The sequence below is a fragment of the Nocardia sp. Tas62D01 genome (genome assembly GCF_055232035.1).
Genome location: NZ_JBUYUZ010000001.1, coordinates 1,239,992 through 1,261,730, shown reverse-complemented (window position 1 = coordinate 1,261,730; position 21,739 = coordinate 1,239,992). Strand labels below are relative to the sequence as shown.

The 21,739-nt window shown below is 67.7% G+C and carries 1 protein-coding gene (only partly in view); it reads left to right on the top strand.

The features are described from left to right. Positions 1 to 21,739, top strand: the 3' portion of a protein-coding gene (locus ACV7NQ_RS06140) for a C2 family cysteine protease (RefSeq protein ID WP_463358726.1). Its footprint begins 10,409 nt before the window's first position; 21,739 of the gene's 32,148 nt are visible here — the last part of the coding sequence; its start codon lies beyond the left edge, outside the window; it ends in the stop codon at positions 21,737 to 21,739.

Sequence of the window (21,739 nt, the reverse complement as noted above, 5' to 3'; positions counted from 1 at the left end):
CGGATATCACCGTGGGGTGCTGTCGAGCGAATGGATCGCCGAGACATACGACCCCACCGATCGGCCGCAGACGTGGAAGCAGCGTCTGATCGACCGTCTGCTCCCGCACGGCTGGACCGCACTGCAATTCCAGGTCGACGAGTCGGGCGGGTACGGATTCACCGGGCGGCCACTGCCGCTGGCCGGCGACATCGTGGTGATCGGGGAGACCGATCACGTCGTGATCGCGACCGGCGAACTCGGCGAGGACGGCACCCCGATGACGGTCGGGATCGGCTGGGGCGACAACTCGAACGCGATCTCGCGGCTGACACTGAAGGAGATCGGCGGCAACCAGTTCCGCTTCGGCAAGGGCCCATGGGCTACGAGCGCCGCCGACGTGTCGCAGAGCCCCATTCGCCCGGCCAGGCAGGGTATGCGGCCGGGCGTTGCCGCTGAGGCCGCGAAGACGTTCGCTTCCGATGTGAAGGCCGAGGACTACGCCGAGAAACTGCTGGGACCGGCGCGGGACGAGCTTGCGAACGTGCACCCCGAGGAATTCGAATCGATCCGCAAGTACACGAACTACGACGGCGTCGTGCACTTCATGCGGTCCAGCGATCCCGAGCGGCTCTTCGGGACGCTACGCGAGGACTACGAGCGGGACTACACGATATTGTTCCGCGACGGCAGGCTGAACGACCTGCCGACGGTGGAGGAGATTCGGGCGCTGCGGGAGGCGGTGCCGACCGGTCCGCGGGCCGAGGTGTACGACCACATCCTGAACAGCCCGGATCCCACCGCCAGATTGACGGAGATACGGAAGAATTCGAGCAGCTACCTGAAACTGTCCGCGGATATGGGTGCGACGACCGACGGTCGGGCGCACGTCACCTTCGAGCGGTTGACCGAGTATGTGCACACCTTCGTCGCCGGCCTGCATCGCCAGACGCTTCCGGAACCCATTCGAGTGGTGCGCGGGATGCGCCGGATCGATTTCCTGAAGGGGGTGGACGGGAACTCCGCCACCCCGGACGATCTGAGCAATCTCGTCGGCTCGGAACAGGTCGAGCCGGCGGCGATGTCCACGAGTATCGCGGTGACGCCGCCCTACGCCTTCCGACATCATCGATACCGGCTGGAACTGGAACTGCCGGCCGGCACGCCGGGTGTATGGATCGGTGCCTCGAGTATCAAAGCGGGGGAACGGGAGTACCTGCTTCCGCCGGGCATGCGGTACGTGATCACCGAGGTGGTGAAGGATCCCGGCGCCACCCTCCCCGGCTCGGGTGATCGATACAGCCGCTTCGTGAAATGGCTGATCAAGGCGAAGCTGGTTCCGGTCGAACACGCGGTGGCCACCGCGCCGGTGGCACGCCCGGACGTCGTCGACCTGAACGAGATCGCCGGCATGTCCGGACCGAGACATGGCGCCGCGCCGACCGAGCCGTCCGCGGCGAATACGGTTCGTCCGGCCGGGGTGCCGCCGAGCGCGGTCGCCATGCCGTATCGCGTGGAGTCCGGCGAGATCGATTCGGCCTGGGCCGAATTCGACGAAGAGTGGCCCGAAGGTACGCAGATATGGTTTACCGGGACGAACGGCCGCGTGATGTGCGCGGTGCTGGGCGAGCACGATGAGGATGCGTTCTTCCGCCCGGTCGCCGTGTATGCCGGTGGCGAGTTGCGGGAGTCGATCGACTCGCGCGAATTGCGCGGTCACCTCGACAACTCGGGTATTGCCTATGTGCGCCAGACTGTTTCGCGAGAGGTAGGGCGGTCCGAGCAGACGCACACCCGCGCGGCGCAGTCTCAGCCGGAGCACACTCGCTCGGCGCAGTCTCAGCCGGAGCACACTCGCCCGGCGCAGCCTCAGCCGGAGCACACTCGCCCGGTACAGTCTCAGCCGGAGCACACCCGCCCGGCACAGTCTCAGTCGGGGCAGATCAACTCGGCGCAGGCACAGACCGCCCCGGCGCAGCCGCAGGCCGCACAGGCGCGGGCACAGGCTGGGCCGAGCGTCGATCACACCTTCGGCAGTGGCGTCCGGCGCGGCTTCGCGCGGATGCTCCGCGGCACCGCGCGCGATTCGATCACCGAGGCGCAGCGCGTGGTCCTGGAGCGAGCGGGAGCGTACATCATCGGCGAAGGCCGGCGCAGCAAGGAGATCAGCAAGGCGATGGCGGTCGCGCTGAGTCATCCCAGCCGGAGCCGGGTTCTGTCCCGGGAGTATCTGATACAGCGCTGGCCGGTGCGAAACAGTATACACGAGTACGACGTCGAGGATGCGGCCAACGTGTTCCCGCACAACACCATCCGGGTGATCCACGGCGACGGGCAGATCACCGATTATCGTGCCGGACACCACCCTCATACCTACGGCCCGGGCCGGACCCCGCGTGCGGTCGATCCCGAATTGCTGGTGACTCTGGTCGATATGGGCGGCAACCGCTACCTGCCGACCCGGCAGGGGGCGCCCGAGTCGCGGCCCGGTCGCTCGGCCCGCAGCTGGGACGACCTGGCGGATCTGCTCGGGCCGAATGCGAAGCGGTACACCAGAAAACAGTTCGCCAAGACCACGGTGGACGCCTCGGATGTCGCCGTGCTCGGCGACGGTGTCGGCGCCCGGTACATCCGGATGCACGACGGGACGGTGCGGGGCATCGACGGCAGTACGGTCTCGGTGAGCTGGGACGATGTGCTGGGCGATGAGGCGATCACCGATATCCGCGTGGTACGCGGTGGTGCCGCGACCTACCTCGATTGGCCGGGCTGGCAACTGCCACAGGGTCCGTCCACCGCGCGACCGAACTATGCGCAGGACCATACGCACCACCCGAAGTCGTGGTTCGGGCGTGATCGCGGGTCGGTGCGGGACGATCGGCCACCGCAGCTGACGTCGGCACAGCAGCGGATCATGGCCGACGCGGGGATCGAGCTACTCGGTGGCGGTGCGGGGCTGACGCTGGAGGCGGTGGTGTCGCAGGCGCTGACCGATGGCGACCGCGGCGACTACGCCTATATGCAGGAGAATGTATTCGCGATCTGGAACCGGCCCGGGAATGTGGGCCGCTTGCGCGACCTCGCGAGTATTTCGGGGGCATTCCCGGGCATGGTATTCCGGCTGATCGATGACTCGGGGTCGATCGTCGACTACAGCGATGGCACGGCGTTCCCGCAACGCGGCAGCCTGCCGAACGATTTCGGCGACCGGCGCGTGATCACACTGGTCCGGTGCGGTGCTGACCGGTACCTGGCGGCAGCGGTCGATTCGCCGCCACTGTACGAGCAGCGCGGCACGGACACGGTGGTGGATGTCGAGCCGCCGCCGGCGTACTCGCAGGCGGGGCCCGATTCCGAGCCGCCGATCGATCCCGCGTGGTCGGTGACACCGAGTCCGCGGTACACCGCATCGCCGACCGGGCAGCAGACATCGCGACCTGACACGAATAGTGGTGTGGCACAACCGGAGACGACCGATTCGACGCCATCTCGCACCACGCCCTCACGGAATCGGCCGCGCTCGCCGATCGCCCTGGCCTCGGACACCGCGCGTATCGACGACGCCCCGGTGACGTTGCCGCCCGCCGGAACCCGGCCGCGGCTCCGGAGCGTCACACTCGTCACCGATCGCGGTGTGGCGCTGGTGCCGCAGCCCGACGGGAGTCTGCGGCACCAGAACAGCCCGCAGATGCGACGCGCCGTCGGCGACAGAACCTACTGGTGGCTGGTCGGCGCCGGGGGGTCGGCCGGTTGGGTCGATGTTCGTCAGCTCACCTCCGCTGGATACCAGTGGAGTCCGCGCCTGGGGGTGGTCGGTCGTGCGGTGACGCTGACCGGCGAGAGCGGTGGCCCGGTGGTTCTGATGGAACTCGAATCGGTGCGCATCTCGTTCGATACGCGCCCCGGATGGGTGCTGCTGGAGCGGGACAGCGGCCCGTCGGTATGGGTGCGGGAGTCCGAGGCCGCGGCGCTCGGGCTGCGGCGTCCGGTCTTCCTGTCGGGCCCGTACTGGCGGCGATCCGGGCCCACGGCGCAGGATCTGCGGCATCTGCCGGATTCACCGGCCGTGCGCCAACTCCGCGATCTGGTCACCAGCGACCCGGGCGCCATCACGCGGATGATCCGCGGCAATCCCGACGCCACCGTCGACGTGCTGCTGCAGGTTTCGGGCAGGCCGCGATGGGTGCGCGTGGACCGCCACTCCGATCTGCCGGTGGAGGATCCGAGCCGCGACCCGATCTGGCCCGCAATGATCCTGCAGGCGAATGCCGCGGTGCAGGCGCAGCGGCACCGGTCCGATCTGAATCAGATCGCTGGAATGACCGACCGCGCCCACCGCGCCGCGCCGGACCATAACGAGGTGCTTTCCGGTGCCGGGCCGATGAATACGACGGTGCCGGAATTGAATACGGCGGTGCCGGAATCGGTGCCGGAATCGGTGGCGGCGAAGCAGCCGGTGGCGGCGGTCCGGGTGCCCCCGGCCGGGGTGGAATTCGTCTCGAACGGCCGGACGGTGCCGCTGGCCGGTGGGTCGGTGGTGGCGGTGCGACGGTATCCCGTTGTGCCGGAACGGATCTGGGTTCGTGAGCCGGGCGATCTGAGATCGGAGCCGATCTGGCATGACGTGGCGGCGAGCGCCTTCGGGGTGCGGGTGCCCCGACTGGCGCATGCCGCAGGCCCGCTGTTCGGTGTGCACGGCCCGCGCCGGCAGGATGTGGTGCAGGGCGGCGGCGCCGGAACCTGTTATCTGCTAGCGGATATCGTCGAGCTGGCACTGAAGCAGCCGGACTGGATCCCGGAGTTGGTGCGCGAGCTGCCGGACGGCGATTTCGAGGTGCGATTCACCGAACCCGACGGCGGCGAGGCTAGGGTCCGGGTGGATCGGTGGTTCTACGCGTACGACGACGGGACGATGACCTACGGCGCGCACGTGCCGGGACAACCGTTGTGGCCGGCGGTGATCGAGAAGGCGTGGGCGCTTCATCGCGGCGGCGACAAGGGGTACGCGGGGATCGACGGTGGCAGCGCGGCGGTGACCGCGGCGGCGCTGCGGCCCCCGACGCTGTTCGGCTCGACGGGCCGCGTGCAGCCGACCCGGGCCGTCGACGACGACACCTTCGCCCACCCGATGACGATGGGCCAGGACGCACTGGCCGACTTGCTCGGTAGCCGCGATGCCGCCCGCGAACTGCTGAACCTGGAGGACTCCTGGCGTACCAGGCTGCTCGCCTGGTCCGATCCGCCGAGCTGGGACGAGGCGCAGGCATTCTGGGCCACCCGTCCCCGGCGGACGCCGCAGGAGTTTCAGCAATGGCTGCGGGACAACGATGTTCGCGCAGCAGCCGGATTCGGCGCCTTCATACAGCACGCCCTGGGTGCGAAGTACGGTGAGCTCGCCGCGCCCCTGCAGCGGATGCTGCAACATATGCGGTCCTGGGAATCCGGTGCACCACTGCAGGATTCGGCACTGACCCGCTGGGTGGGCGACCGGATCCGCTATGCCCGCAGCCGCCACGACACCGTGACACTGGCGACCCGGCCCGTCGCGGGCGGGGTGCATCCGCACACCGGGCTGACCGCCGAGCATGTGTACGCGGTGGCGGATCTGGAGACCGGTCCGGGCGGCGAGGTCGCCGCGGTTCACCTGATCGACCCCAGGGGGCGCGAAGTCCGGGTGCCCGCACGGCATTTCAACCAGTTCGAGCTGCTGTCCTCGGCCGGTGCGGGTGCGCGTGGCATGCACGGCGACAACGAGGTCCCGACCAGGAGCATGCACGGTGCCGCTCCCACCGACCAGGCAGGTGTGTCCAGCGCCGCGCCGGATCCGGTGAACCATATGCGACCTGTGATGGGGCGCACCGGTGTTCGCGTGCCGGGGCCACTCACGGTGCCGCAGTTCGCCGGGATGGCGCGCCGGGACGGCCGCGGGTTCCTCGAACTCACCGACGAGCAGCGTGAATCGCTGCGGATCGTGGTGGGGCCGGATGGGCTGCTGTATCGCGCCGCCGATGGTGGCCTGTTCGACACCACCTGGGGTTCGCAGATGGGCTCGGGTGACCCGCTTGCCTCGCTCGATCCCGACCACAAGCAAGGGCACCAGGATTCGCGGAACCGGCGTGCCGTCATGGCGATGGACCGGTTCGGCAATCTCTACGCCTTCCCGGAGGCGTGGCAGGCCAACCCGGTGGGACCGGGGATGGCGCGAGTCACCCAGGCATCCTTGCTCGCGGGTCGGCCGTCCGCGGCGGCCGCGGAGATCGAAGTGCGCCAGGGTGTGCTGACGACGATGTTCGACCGGGGTGGGGATTACCCGACGTCGGGCGAGCGCAACGACGCGGCCCTACGGCACCTACTCGGCCAGCCGGGCGGGCTGCAGCTGCATCACGAGTTCCGCCGGTTGCGACCCGATGTGGACGGGACGGAGGAGGATCGGACCGGGGCGGAGTTCGTGGCCGCCCGCAATGCCCCACCGGCCCCCGCAATGCCGGGGCCGCTCACGCTCGCGCCTCGCGGTGCGAGACCCACCGATGCGGTGCTGCGGCCGGATCTGCGTGCGACCCTGATTCGGTTGCCGGATCCCTTGCTGTTCACCATGAGCGGCGCCCCGATGGAACCGCTGCCCGGTGGGCTGCTGCACCACATCGACAGCACCGCCTCCGTGCGCACCGTGCGCGGGCGGACCTTCCGGTGGGTGACCGGAGCGAACGGGCCCGGCTGGGTCGACGAGCGGGTACTGCGGCATGCCGGATACGAGCGCGACGCCGAGCACGCACGGTATCTGCGGACCGTGGACCTGACCACGACGAACGGCGCAACGCTGCGCCTGTATGCACACGAACGCGTGCAGGTGGATCGCGAGCAGTGGCGGCCCGGGGCGATCCTGCTGCACACAGCCGCGGGGTCGGCATGGGTGTCCGAGACCCGCGCTGCCGAGCTGGGGCTGTCCCACCCGAGTCCACTGGGCGGTCCGCTGTGGAACCAGGCCGGGCCTTCGGCTGATGACCTGCGGCATCTGCCCGATTCATCCGCCACCCGGCAGCTGCGCGAGCTGGTGACCGCCGACCCGGACGCGATCCGGGAGATGGTGCGCGAGCAGCCGGACGGCGGGATCGAGGTGCTGCTCATGGTGGACGGCCGTCCGCGCTGGATCGCGGTGCCGGAGAATACGGATAAGCCGTTCACCGGATCGGATGACGATCCGATCTGGCCCGTCGTGATTCTCGAGGCACACGACGCCGCTCAACTGCTGGATCTGGTCCACGAGGAGATCCTGGCCGCGGACGACACGTCGTATTCCGGCTACGGTGGATGGCCGTACCGCTACGACCAGCCGATCAGCATAATCCCGCCGGGGCCGGAGTATCAGCAGATATTCGATCGAATCACACAGTGGCAGAACGATATTCCTGCCGAAGGACATCGCGAGGATGTGGTGCCGGGATGGACCGGCGGTGCCACCGTCTCTGCGGAGACGGCGTCCGTACCGGCGAGTGCGGAGGTCTCCGAGACGCAGTCGCCGGCACACGCGCCGGAAACGGTCGATGGTCCCGATGAGCTCGCCGGGTCGGGGTGGTACAGCTCCGAGGAGTCCCTCACCGAGTCCGAGGAGGAGGACGAGGTATTCGCCGACCTCGGCGTGCAGTCGATGCTGGCAGTGGACTGGCTCTACGAGCAGGGCGGATGGCCTGGTGACCGGGCACCGCAGGTGCTGTTGCGGGTGGCCGAGGAACTCGCCGAGGAACCCGATTCCGGCGAGTGGATCGACGAGTCGATCGCCGACGCCGTCCAGCTCTCCGCCCCTCTGCTCGGCGCCGACGCGCAGACCGAGACAGCCTCATCGTTCTTCGCTCCGGGCCGGGCCTTCGTGCCGGGTACGCGGATCCTGGTGCTGGGACCGCGGGGCATCACGGGTGCGATTGCGCTCGGCAACAACATGTTCCGGGTATTCGAGTCTCGATCAGAGACGATCGAGGAACTCGATATGGAGACCTTCGGGGCATCGGATCGCATCGACTCCGCGATTGTTCTGCATGCCCTGCCGCCGCGTCCGCAGACCGCCGCAGCGCCGAATCGTCACATCCAGTTCGCGAGCGCGAGCGACCTGGACGCCGCGATCGGGCACGATTCGGTGGACTGGCCCGCGGGTACCCGGATCCGATTCGACAGCGACAGTGGTCGTTCGACCATCGAACTTGTGCTCGCGGACGATGATTCGGTCCTGGCCACAGTCGCGATATCGAATTTCCTCGCCGATACCGGCCAGCGTGGTGCCGGCCGGTATGCCGTCGACCTGCCCGCCCGGGGCCGCGCTACCGCGCCGCTCCCGCAGGCCACTTTCGGACGGCGTCAGCGGTTCCGGTTCCGCACAGGGGATGTCACCGCCCTGCACCTGGAGGCTTCCACCTGGGTGGCGGGAACCCGCGTGTGGTTTCGGGCATCCGATGGGCGGGGTGCCTATCTCGATGTCGGCGGGAGCCCGGCCGAGATGCGGCGGCGTGTCGACCGATTCCTGACCACAACCACCTTGTACGGCGCGGGCGAGTACATCGCCGATCTGCCGCACCGCGAACCCGGCGCCTCGACCGAGGACACCGTCTCCTCGCGCATCAGGGTTCTCGAGCGGAACGGGGGCTACATTCCGGCGCAGATCCAACGGTGGGGCGGCGAGCGGCTGCGGAATCCCTATCTGCAGGCCTTCCGGTCGGTGGGCGACCGCTGGAGTCTGTGGATCCAGTCGACCGTGGTCGGAGCCGGGCCGCAGCGGGTGGCCGGCCGCGTGGGCGGATGGCTGTCGATGCACTGGCTGCTGCACGTTGCACCGCAGGACGGCCCGTTCGATTTCGATGCGCTGAGCACCGATCAGCAGCGGCAGGCGGCCGAGGTGATCGTGGGGCTCGCCGACCTCGACGACCACGGGCTCTCCGACGCCCTGGAGCGGGCGTGGATGCGCTGGGCGCAGGTATCGCTGGGCGCCGGGGCGCAGCATCGGCCCATCGCGGATGTCGATTTCGCGCATCTGGCGGATGGCACCCGGGTGTGGCTGAGCGGGCACGGAACGAATCAGACGCTGGGTGTGGTGCGCCGGGGTGACCGGTTCGAGGTCTACAACCCCGATACCGGAATGGTCGATGTGCTCGATGCCGAGATGTTCGAGCTCCAGATCGCCTCGGTGGGATTCTCCGACGCGGTGGTCCTGGAGCCGCAGCGGTGGGCGGCGGTGCCCGAGCGGATGGAGATGTCGCAGGCCGTCGGCGTGGTCGGAGACGAGCTGCCACCATATTCGGAAGCCGACGGCCCGCCGGCCTATCCCACCGAGCCGCAGCAGGCGTCGCACACCGCCGGAACACACCAGGGTGCCGACGACCACATCGCGGTCGCCGATCAATCGCCTGACCCGCGGACACCGCGTACCCCAACCGATCCCACCCGATCCGCGGCGCGGTCGCGAACGGCGATAGAGCTAGAGCGATCCGAGGGCCCCACCGGCAATGGCTCCGGGACATACATATTCGACGACCACGAGGCCTTCGACACCGCCATGTGGCGTGATCACTCGGACTGGCCGCCCGGCACACGCGTCAGGTTCGAAGCGGCCGGGACGAGCGAGGATTCGGCCCTGGTGCTGGGCGAGGATCCGTTCGACCACATCGCCGATCTGATGCGATTCCGGGATGAGACGACCAGTCGGGGCGCGGGCCGGTACGTGGTCGAGCCACCGGTATCTGCTCAGCCGCGCAGCAGGCCGCGCAGGCGATTCTTTGGGCTGGGGCGCAGGCGCATCGGCGCTACCGCCGGAAGTGATTCGGGTGCATTCGATTTCGCAGCGGCGATCGAGCAGGATGCACCCGGGACCGAGTTGTCCTCGGAGATGCCGGTCACGATGCCACCCGCGACGATCGACTTCCCGCACGATCAGTTGCTGATCTCCGACCGGGACGGGAACCCGGTCCCGGTGCGGCCCGGTGACTGGCCGAAGCTGCTCTCCCGGCCGGTCGACGCGGCCGGGCAGCAGTGGTGTGTACTCGTGTTCGAGCAGACGCACAGTGTGCGCGTCGTGCGGTCCGATCTGGTCGACGCGGCGTTCGATGAATCGCCGGCTGAGCTGGGCAGTGTGCTGATTCCCCGGCGCACCGGGGCAGTATTCCTCGGTATCACGGGCGCGATCGTCCATATCGGGGGCGATCGTGCGGTTCCGGTGCGGTTGAGCGATTCGGGCTCGGAATCGGTGTCGCTGCTGGATCACAGTGCCGAGGGCACATGGCATTCGGTGCCGTCCAAGTGGGTGGGCGGTCTGCAGGCGCGGACCGTCGCGGGAGAGCTGTTCGGTCCCGACGGTCCGGTGGTGCAGGACATCCTGCAGGGTGAGGCCGAGACGTGTTACGTGTGGGCGGATCTGATCTCGCTGGTGGAGAGCAACCCGCAGGCGGTCCGGGACATGGTGGTCGACAACGGGGACGGCACCTGGTCGGTACGGTTCTATCGAGACGGCAACGATGTGTGGGTGCGGGTGGACCGTACCTTCTACACCACTCCCACCGGGCAGCTGGTGTATGGCGGGTACCGGCCGGGACAGCCGCTGTGGCCCGCGGTGATCGAGAAGGCGTGGGCGGTATTCCACGGCGGCGCCGACGGTTACGCCGGTATTGCCGGCGGCTGGTCGGGAGCTGCCGCGCAGATGCTGCGGCCGAACTGGGCGCCGGGTTCCGGGGGGCGCCGCCAGCCGGTCCGCAGCGTGGACGATGTGGGTTTCGCGCACCCGATGACGCTGGGACGCGACGCGCTGGCCGACCTGCTCGGCAGTGCGGGTTTCGCACACGCGGTGCTGGACACCGAATCACGTTGGCGCGCATACCTGAACGATTGGGCCGACGCCGACAATTGGGATCCGTCGTGGCAGAAGTTCGACGAGCTCCTGGCCCTGCACGGCGATACAAATCTGGCGTACGACGAGCACGCGCGATGGATGCAGGAGATCAGCCCGTTAGGCGTCGGCGGTACCACGACGGTGCTGTGGCGGCATATCGATCGCGCCCTGAACGCCCTGTGGGTTCCCGGTGATTCGCGGCATCCGATGGAGTTGCCGCAGGAGGAATTGGCCGAGCGGGTGGGTGCGGGAATGGCCCACGCGCTGGCGGAATTGCGGTCGCAGTGGCGCGAAGCGCGGGACCAGGGTGTGGATGTGTCGAGTGCGGCGGGGCTGCGTTCGTTCCTCGACGAGCGATTCGAGACCTGGGTGCGGGGGCTGACCGACCACGTCGCGGCCTGGCGTTCCCCGGAGCCGCTGGGGGACACCGGGATTGCCGAGTGGGTCGCCGACCGTATCGATTATGCGTTGCGGCACAAGGACATTCTGGTGCTCTCGACCCGGGAGCTCGAGGACGATGCCGCGCGGCACCCGCATACCGGGCTGCGATCCACCCATGCGTTCGCCGTGATCCGGGTGGTGCGCGACGAATCCGGGCATGCGACGGGTGTGGTGCTGCACGACCCCAACGGCGGGCAGTTGACCGTGCCGCTGCGCCACCTCAATCAATTCGGCATGCTGTCCAGCAGCGGCACCGGCACGCGCGGGATGTTCGGCCTGGACGAGATGCCGGGCTTGTTCGGCGAGGGGACCGGTGCCCGGGACGACGATTCGCCAGGCTCGATGGACGCCGATCTCCTGGACTCCGAACAGCTCGACCCCGATCCTCTCGACTTCGGCCCGTTCGACTTCGGTCTGGTGGACTCCGATCCCGTGGACTCTGCCCTGCTGGACTCCGCTCCGGGGCACACCGATCCGATCGACTTCGAGGCTGCGCCGGACTCGGTCGCCCCACCGCCCGATTCCACCCCGGTCGTGATGCCGCCGACGAGGCTGAAGATACCGACGACGCTGCTGGTGCTCCCCGACGACCGGGGCCAGGGGATCGTGCACTCGCTCGACAGCGAACCGCCGCGGCTTCGCCAGGTCCAGGACATCAACGGAACACGCTGGTACGCCGTCTATTTCGGTGAGAGTGCGGGGACTCGCTGGGTCCGGCACGACATTCTGAGCGCCGCTTTCGAACTGCCGCGCACACCCCTGGATGTTCATGTGAGGCCGCGCGGCAGCGGGATCGTCTTCCAGACCAGCACGGGCGGCGTCATGGGGATGGCCGGTGGCCTCGAGGTGGCTGCCCGGCTCAGCGGTCAGCAGGATCGGGCTTCGCTGCGCAACCCGAACGACCCCAACCCCGAGACCGCCTGGTATCAGCTGCCGCCGGGATGGAATCCGCGGCTTCGGATCCGCGCCGTCGCCGGGGAACTCTATGGGCCGCACGGACCCGTCGTGGATGATGTGCTGCAGGGCGATATGGGCACCTGCTACCTGGACGCCGATCTGATCTCGATGGTGCGCGATCCGGAGCGGATCCGGCGGATGATCTATCAGCACGAGGACGGAACATGGTCCGTGCTGTTCTATCGGGACGGCCGGCCGGTGTGGGTGCGGGTCGACCGCAACTTCTATACCGACACCGAGGGGCGGATCGCGTACTCCGCGAACCGGCCCGGGCAGCCGTTGTGGCCGGCGGTGATCGAGAAGGCGTGGGCGGTATTCAAGGGCGGCGACCACGGTTTCGCCAAGGTTCACGGCGGATGGGCCGGTGAGACCGCGGGGATGTTGCGGCCCGCGTGGGCGCCGGGGTCCGGGGGCCGCAGGCAGCCGATCCGCAGCCTGGACGATATCGATTTCGCGCATCCGATGCGGATGGACCGGGACAGCCTGGCCGAGGTGCTGGGCAGTGCCGGTCTCGCGCATCTGGTGCTCGAGTGCGAATCCTCGTGGCGCGACGAGCTGTCGAAGTGGGGGAACCCGAAACAGTGGGATCGGGCCCAGCGCAAACTCGCCGAACTGCGTGCGGCACATGGCAGCGACTCGGGCACGATCCGGGAGCAGTACCGCCGATGGTTGACGGACAGCTATCCCGCGGGGGCGCAGGGGACCGAGGAAGTCATTGTCCGCCATATCAATTCGGCGCTGAGCGAACTGTGGCCGGACGGTGAGTCCCGGCACCCGATGACGGTGCCGCAGCGGGAGCTGTCCGAGCGGGTGGGGCCGGGTATGGCGCACGCGCTGATCGAACTGAAACCCGCCTGGGAGCAGGCCCGGCGGCAGGGTGCCGACGTCACCAGTCCGGCGGGGTTCCACAGTTTCGTGTCCGGCCGTCTTCTCGAGGGGACGGGGCGGCTGACGGCGATGATCCGGGCGTGGCACTCCCCGGAACCGTTGGCCGATACCGGCGTTGTCGCGTGGGTTGCCGAGCGACTGGATTTTGCGATGCGGCGAGGCGACATCCTGGTGCTGGGTACCAGGGCCCTGGACGACCCGTATGCGCGGCATCGGGAAACCGGGCTGGCCCACCGTCACGCCTATGCGGTGGTGGCCGTCGAGCGTGACGCGCACAGGCGGCCGACCGGGGTGGTGATGCGCGACCCGCACGGGGCGGAAGTGGTCATACCGCTGAGCCGTCTCAACCAGTTCGTCACATTCAGCAGCAGTGGGCCCGGCGCGCGCGGGCTGTACGGCGACGATGAAGCGTTCACCAAGGGGCTGCGGGATCCGTTCCCGTCCGCCGCGGAAAGTGTGGACGACGACGAGTCGTTCGACGAACAGAGCCTGGCCGACAGCGATGCCGACATGGACTGGGGCTGGGACAATTCGGCCGATCGCGGCCCCTTGCAGAAGGTCGGCCCGCTCATCGATGTCGCCCACGCCCACGGCATCGCGGATCTGCCGCCGCGCGATCAGCCGGCCATCTACGTCACCGCGCATTTGGCGCCCCCGGCCGACCTGGTGCCGGAGTCGGCGGCGCCGATGACGACCTGCAACGTCCTGGACGATCAGCTGTATGTGGTCGCCGCGGACGGCGGAGTGTTCGGCATCGGCGAGGACCCGGTAACGGTGGTGCGGGACAACGGCGGCCCGGTCGTCTCGGTCGAATGCGGCGGTGAGGTCTTCGAGGTGCACCGCGAGGTGGGGCGGGTGCTGGTCGGGTCGCGACCGGACCACGGAATGCTGTTCGTCTCCGGTTCCGGCCGGGCGACACATATTCCGGGTGATTCGGAGATTCTCGCGCGTCATGTCACCGGACCGGGTATGCCGCACATCGCGATCGAATACGGTGGCGAGCACTTTTCGCTACCCGTGGAAAGCGCTGAAACGCTGGGCCTGCCAATGCTCGAGCAGCGCGAGGGGCCGATATTCGGTCCGGCCGGTCCGCAGTTCGGCGAGGTACTGACCGCGGGTGATAGCGACCCCCTCGTGATGGCCGCGCTGGCGGGAATTGCCCACTGGCAGCCGGTCGTCCTGCGCAGCATGCTGTACGACTACGGCAACGGCGACGGCGTCGCGATGAAGCTGCATGTCGCGGGGCAGGACACCCCCGTATGGGTGCGAATGTCGGCCGAGCTGTACACCCTGTCCGGCGATACCCTCTACGCCGCGCACCGTCAGGGCGATCCTTTGTGGCCGGCGCTGGTAGAGAAGGGAATTGCGCTCGGTGGGGCCGGATATGCCAAATTCACAGGGGCGAATGACGGTTCGTTCCTGAACGCGCTGCTTCCACCGGTACTGCATCCCGCGGACGGGCGGACGCTGCGACTCGATGTGCGCCAGGAATCCCCGCGGCTGGACCCGCACAGGTTGTCGATCGATACGCTCGTCGCACTGTTCGGCGACCACGAATTCGCCGCCGCCCTGTCGGGCCTCGAGCCTCGCTTCGAGCCCGATACGAGTGTGCCCAGATACGACTTCACGCCCGCGCAGCAGCAGCAATGGCAGACCCAGATCCAGCGTCTGGACCGTTACCTCACCCGGATGCTGGGGTACGCGCGGATGAGCACCGCGACCCCGCGGGCGGTGGCGACCGATTTCGCCCTCGAGATCGGTTCGGCACTGGCCAACGGATCCGTGGTGGTGTTGTCCACGATCAACGCCCCGATGGCCGGACTGGCGCCGGGCGCCCGATACGCGGTGCTGGGGGTGACCGAGCAGGGGTGGTTCCACCTGGCGGATCCGATGCGCCGGCTCCGGGCACCGCGGCAGAACGGGCCCGGAATCGCATATCTCGCCGACGGAACGATCATGGTGCACCCCGCATATGCGAACAGGTTCGACAGCATGACCATTGCCGAGTACCTGCCGGAATTCGGTCCCGCCGGACCGCCGCCGCAGCATCGTCCGGCGGTCCCGCAGGAGCCGGCGCCCGGCGCGATGGACTGGACCGGATCGGACGAACAGCCGGATTCGCACGATCCCGAGTGGCCCGCGGAATGGGACGAATGGGTCGACACCTCGGGCGCCCGGCATCCGGATCTCACCGGTGTCGCGGACCACGCTTCCTTCGCCGCCGCACGGCGCAGCCGGCGGGTACCGGCGAGGGAAACCGTTTCCGCACAGGACCATTCGCACGCCGCGGAAACCCCCGCTGTCGCGCAGGAGATCGATCCGTACGAGCTGACCGGCCCGGAGCAACAGGTGTGGGATGCTCCGTTCCAGTCGCAGGAATCGGCGCAAACCCCGGTGGCGCCGACCGCGTTCGACGACATGGCCGGCCCCGTCGAGGACGATCCGCAGGCGTCGGCTCCCCCCGAGGATCTGCCGATCCAGATGCCGGCCGCCGCGGTTCGGCTCGGGCGTGACGGATTGTTCCTGCGCGATTCCGACGCCCGGTTGATCCGGGTGCCCGGGGATTCCGCGGCGACCATCGAGGATCCGGGTCGCGATCCGGCGGCGTATTCGATCACCTTCTACGACAACGTGGTGCGCACCGTCGACAAGCGGCTGGTGCATGCGCTGTTCACGATGACCGATGCCGCGGGCGGCGGCATGTGGGTGACCCCGAAGTTCCGGGGCTACGGCGAACTGGACGAATCCGGCGTGCCGAGGTTGTCCGCACCGGCGGATACGGCGGCCCTGACCGCGAATCGGGGCGAGGGCATGGCCCAGATCAAGCTCCCCGGGTCCGAAGTCTGGGAGCCGGTGTTCTGGGAACAGGGCGGTGAACTGGAACTCGGTCATGCGCAGGGACCGCTGTTCGGTCCGCACGGTCCGCGCCCGCAGGACGGACTCCAGGGCGATCTCGGTAACTGCTATCTGTTTACGAGCCTGAGCGGACTGGCCCAGGAACATCCGGGGTGGATCGTCGCGATGATCCACGATCACGGGGACGGTACGTTCAGCGTCCGGTTCCGCCGGGGCGAGGGCTCGGTCTGGGTGCGGGTGGATCGCACCTTCTACACCGATGCCGACGGCTGGATGATGTACGGGGTACAGGATCCGGACCGGCCGCTGTGGCCGGCGGTGATCGAGAAGGCCTGGGCGGTTCTGCACGGCGGCGAGAACGGCTATGCGGGTGTCGAAGCCGGCCTGCCCGGGGCGACCGCCGCACAGCTGCGCCCCCCGCGTGTCCCCGCCGCCACCGGCAGGATGCAGCCGACGCGCGGCGCGGACGAATTCCTGTTCATGCACCCGCTGCACCTGGATCGCGACACGCTGGCCGACCTCGTGGGCAGCGGCGGATTCGCCGAGGCGGTACTGGATTCCGAGCAGGACTGGTTCGACAACGAGATGGTGTGGGCCGATCCGGCAGGGATGCATGCGGATTTCGGCGGCTTCATCGAGGAGCGGATGCAGCAGGCCGTCTCGAGGCTGAACCAGCACCTGTCCTCCGGTCCCGATGTGACACATCCGATGGATATGGCACCCGCCGAACTGGCGGAACTGCTGGGCGGCAACGGCCTTGCCCACGCACTACTGGAGCTCGGTCCGCAATGGGCGGCCGAACGCACTGCGCTGCAGCATGATCCGGTCCAGGAATTCCTCCCGTTCGTCTATCACCGTTGGATGGGCTCGGTGGCGGCGCTGAACCACCACTTGCGGGCGTGGCGGGCGAACGAACGGCTGAGCGACACTCGAGTCGCGGTCTGGGCGGCGCACCGGATCGGGTACGCGCTCGATCGCGGTGACACCGTCACCCTCGGAACCAGTGGCGAGCACACCCCGTATGCTGGACTCCGTGCGCGGCACGCCTATTCGGTCGTCCGCGTCGACTACGACGGCACCGAGCCGCGGGTCGTCTGGGTGCGCGATACGAACGGCGGCACCGAGATCGGGGTGCCGCTCGACCATCTCAACCTGTTCATCGTGATCGGGTCGGCCGGACCGGGTACGCGCGGCATGTACGGCCTGGGCCCGGTGAGCGAGAACGGCCCGCAGGTCCAGGCCGCACCCTCGGCCGACGACCTGCAGATAATCCACTTCGTCCCGGTGCCCGACCCTGACGAGGAATCGGGGACGGATGAGGCCGGGGCGGACGCGATTCTCTACTCCGCGCAGGGCGATCCGGTATCTCCGGGACGCCTGCGCACCGCGCCGACCACCTTGCGGCAGAACGACATCCCGCGGATCGGTGCGCTGCCGTCCCCGGCCCCGGGGCACACGGAATCGTCCGCCTCCCAGGTCGATGAGGCGCCGGGCGCGGCGCCGCACATTGATTTCGGCCCGCTCGTCCCTGCCGGTACGGCCGAAACCGCCGCCGACCTGCCCATGGACGAACAGCCCGCCCCGCACGTGGCGTCGGCCGAACCGCCGCCGCGGGAATCATTGCCGCGGGCGCCGCGGCCCCGTCGCGCTAAGCGCGGGCGTACGGAACCTGAAGCGGATCAGGACCCGGCGGCGAAATCCGCCCGCGCCGATATGTCCTCCCCGACGGTGCCGGTGGCTGGTGCAGGGATCGCGGGCCAGGTGGCGGTCACCGATTCCGTGGACGATGTCCGGCCGCGGGTCACCCGGGTCGTGGGTGTGCGCGGGCGTAAGCGACGGTGGGGTGGGGATGTCGTAAATCTGCGCGGGCCCAAGCCGCGGCAGGCCGGGGCGTCGAGTTCGGCGGAGCCGTCGACGGCCGATGCCGCGGCGCTGCTGAGCCCGTATCAGGCAAACGTCGTGTGGCGGCGGGGTTGGAAGGTTTCCGGTGCTGTCGCTACTGCGAAGAAGATCCTGGCTCGGCACGGATTCGAAAACATTCCGGCCGAATTGCGTGAACGCAGCATCGACCGTAACCCGGTGATCGCCGATTTCCTCAAGAGGGAAAGTCTGCACATCACCCTGGTGGGTACGCGGGCGCAGCATGACCGCGAGGCGGGTCCCGACGATGCGATACATGAGATTGTCTTGGCCAACGTCCCGCGGGAGGGTACCAAGCACCTGTATATGGTCGAGTTGGTTCCGTTGGAGCCGGTCGATAAGCCGTCGGCACCGGTCGCGGTCGGTGATCATTGGCTGACATCGCGGCAGCTTCCGAAGATGCCTAGCGGGGTGCGATTGTTCGGTGCGGAGCCTCGTCCGGGCCGGACGATCCTGCTCGAGCGCGGTGAAAACGCTGTGGACACAATGGCACTCAGCAATAATTTCGGCCACGCTGGTGATTACGGTCGGGCCGGTACGTATGCCTCGGAGAGGGGGCTGCACATCGCGATATTGCGGGAGGACGGCACTATCGATAATATCGGGTCCGAGGGGGGCTCGCCCATTTTCCTGGTCGAGGTGCGCAGTAGAACATCCATACGGTTCTTCGATACGGTGTGGGACGGGGATGTGCCACCGAATGTTTTCGGGCCCGTGAATTCGGATGTGCCGCCGAGTGTTTTCAGGATCGTGAATTCGGTGGTACCGCCGACGGACAGTGTCGCGGCGGCCGGTATTCATCAGCGACCGGTGCGTTGGGCCGATAGCCGTGGCCGTGGGCGCGTCGATGTGGCGAAGGGTAAGCGGGGTGGTTCGGCCAGGGTGCAGAACCTTGTTTCGGTGGAAGATGATTCGGTCGTGCAGTCGGCATTTGATTGGCAGGATTGGATTGGTGATCCCGGGGATTTCACTGTTACGTCAGGTGATTCGGACGAGGATCCGCTCTCCAATCTGGAGGTCGTTGACGTCGATGTGGCGATGGGTGAGCAGGGTGGTTCGGACGGGGTGCAGAATCCCGTTGCGGTGGAAGATGATTCAGTCGTGCAGTCGGCATTTGATTGGCAGGATTGGATTGGTGATCTCGGGGATTTCACTGTTACGTCGGGTGATTCGGACGAGGATCCGCTCTCCAATCTGGAGGTCGTTGACGTCGATGTGGCGATGGGTGAGCAAAGTGGTTCGGACGGGGTGCAGAATCCCGTTGCGGTGGAAGATGATTCGGTCACACAGTCGGCAGTTCTCGGTGGAGGGGATTGGAATGTCGATCCTGGGGTTGGAAACATTCCGGACGATCAGTTGCAGGTGGATCCGTTTGCGGGGTGGGTGTTCGATGAGGTGCCGGACAGCGATGTCGTGTCGCGGAGTGAACGGATCGTGGGCAGGCCCGGGCGTGGTAAGCGGGTTTCCGCGGGCAGATCGTCGAGTGCGCAGGTATCGGCCGATGCCGGGGCGCTGCTGAACTCGTATCAGGCCAACGCCGTGTGGCGGCGTAGATTGAAGGTTACCGGGGGGGTGAGTAATCCGTATCAGATCCTGAAAGAACACGGGTTCGAGAACATTCCCAGGGATTTTCAAACAGGTAATATCTGGGACAGTAACCTGAAAGTCTCCGACTTTCTCGCCCGGAACAGCATTCATATCACGATACTGCGTAAAATACGTGGAGACGGTCAAGGGTCGGGTCCGGTGGATGCGCAGCATCAGATCCTTGTGGCCGGTGTACGGGGTAAAACCGGTAGCGCTGCTCGTGTGGTCGAGTTGGTTCCGCTGGTGCCGGGTATCGACAAGCGGCCGGCTCCGACGACCCCGCCGGATGATCATTGGCTGAGTCCGGAACAGCGTAAGGCGATGCCGAGCTGGTTGCAGCTGTTCGGTGTGCAGCCCCGTACGGCCTGGCGGATCATGCAGGAGCACGGGTACGACGCAAGCGGCAGGGAACTGGACGGCCACCTCAGTGGGTTCTTCCAGAATCTGCACACGTATGCCTTGGCGCGGGGGATTCGGGTTTCGGTATTGCGGGAGGATGGCACTATCGAGCCTTTCGGGTCCAAGATAGGTGTGAATATGTTTTGGGTGGAGGTGCGTAAGGGGGCGTCGGTGAATTTTTTCGACACGGCGCGGATTGTTGATGTGCCGCCGTCTTCGCTGGATCTTTCGGGGTTGCCTGATGCGCTGGTCGAGCTCGGTGGTCCTGTTGTGGCTGGGGTCGGTGGCCCAGTTTTCGTTCAGACTTTCGGGGATACGTATGTTTCGGTGCCGGAGCAGGGTTATGTTTCGGTGGCTTCGGGGGGTCATCCCGAGGGGGTCTATTGGGTCGACTTCGGTTCGAGTGGTTGGCGTACGGTGCGCCGGGATTTGTTCGAGAGTGGTTTTGTTCATGTGCGGGATGGTTTCTGGGCGCCTCGTGCGCGCGGTATCCTCCGGATCGGTCACGATGGCACGCCGGTGCTGTTGGCATCACGCAGTGACCGTGTGCAGGCACGGCTCGACCTGGATACGCACCAGATCCTGACCCCGGACCCGCGGCGTCCCGGCGACGACAACGCCCGATACACCGTGCCGCAAGAGGTACTGGCCTGGCCGTTGACGGTCGCCACCGCGCGTGGCCCGATGTTCGGCCCGCGGGGACCGCGCTATGAGGATGTGCTGCAGGGCAGGCTGGGTGACTGCAATCTCATGGCGCCCCTGGCCGCCCTGGCCCGCCAGCACCCCGAGCTGCTCGGCGACATGATCTGGGAGCTGGACGACCACACGGTCGCCGTGCGGTTCTACGACGAAGACGGTGTGCCGCAGTGGGTCCGGGTGAGCCGCGAGTTCTATGTGCATCCCAACGGCGACATGCCCTACGCCGTGCACGATCCCGGTCAGCCGATCTGGCCCGCGATCATGGAAAAGGCATGGGCGGTCTTCGAGGGCGAGCACCGCGGCTATGCCGGAATCCAGGGCAAGATCGTCGCCGACGTGCTGGAAAGCATTCTGCCGCCGGAGTTTTCCGGTATCGGTCGCGACGACTCGCAGGCCCGGGTGGTGGACGATCCGGTCTTCGCGCATCCGATGAACGCCGGTCCGGCGGGGCTCGCCGATCTGATCGGCGGGACCGATGCGCACGAATTCGCCGCGGCGATACAGGATTTGACCCCGCGGTGGCGATCGGACATCACCGCGTGGGTGGAGAATGATCTACCCGACGAACAAGACCCGCGCCGCGCCGCGGGGTTCTGGGAATTCCTGACCACCCACCTGACTCCGGACCATCTCGCCGGGCACGGCGCCGATCCGGCCCGGACCGAGCAGGTGATCGGCACCTTGACCGGCCACCTGGTGGCCTGGGAGACGGCCACGCCGCTCGGCGATATCCGGCCGGCCCGGCAGATGGCCGAGCGCATTGCGCAGGCCCTGGCGGCCGACGCGTTCGTGATGCTCGGCACCCGGCCCGCACCGGCCGGAAATATGTTGCCGGGCAATCTGATTCCCGGGCACGCGCATATGGTGATCGGCGTGCTGCGGGATGCCGACGGGAACCCGGTGGGAATCCGGCTCTACGATCCGCACGGCCGGATCAGGGACGTAGAGCTGGCCGATCTGAATCAGTTCAACGCCGTCATCGTCGCCGGACCCGGCGCCATGATGCTCTACGGTAACGCGGTGGTGGAGCGCGACTTCGACTTCCCGCTGGAGTCCGCGCCCCCGGGAGCGCCGGCCGTGGTGGCGCCGTCCTCGCATCCGCCGGGGAATGTGCCCTCCCCGCCCGCGGCTGTGGTACGGAACGCGTGA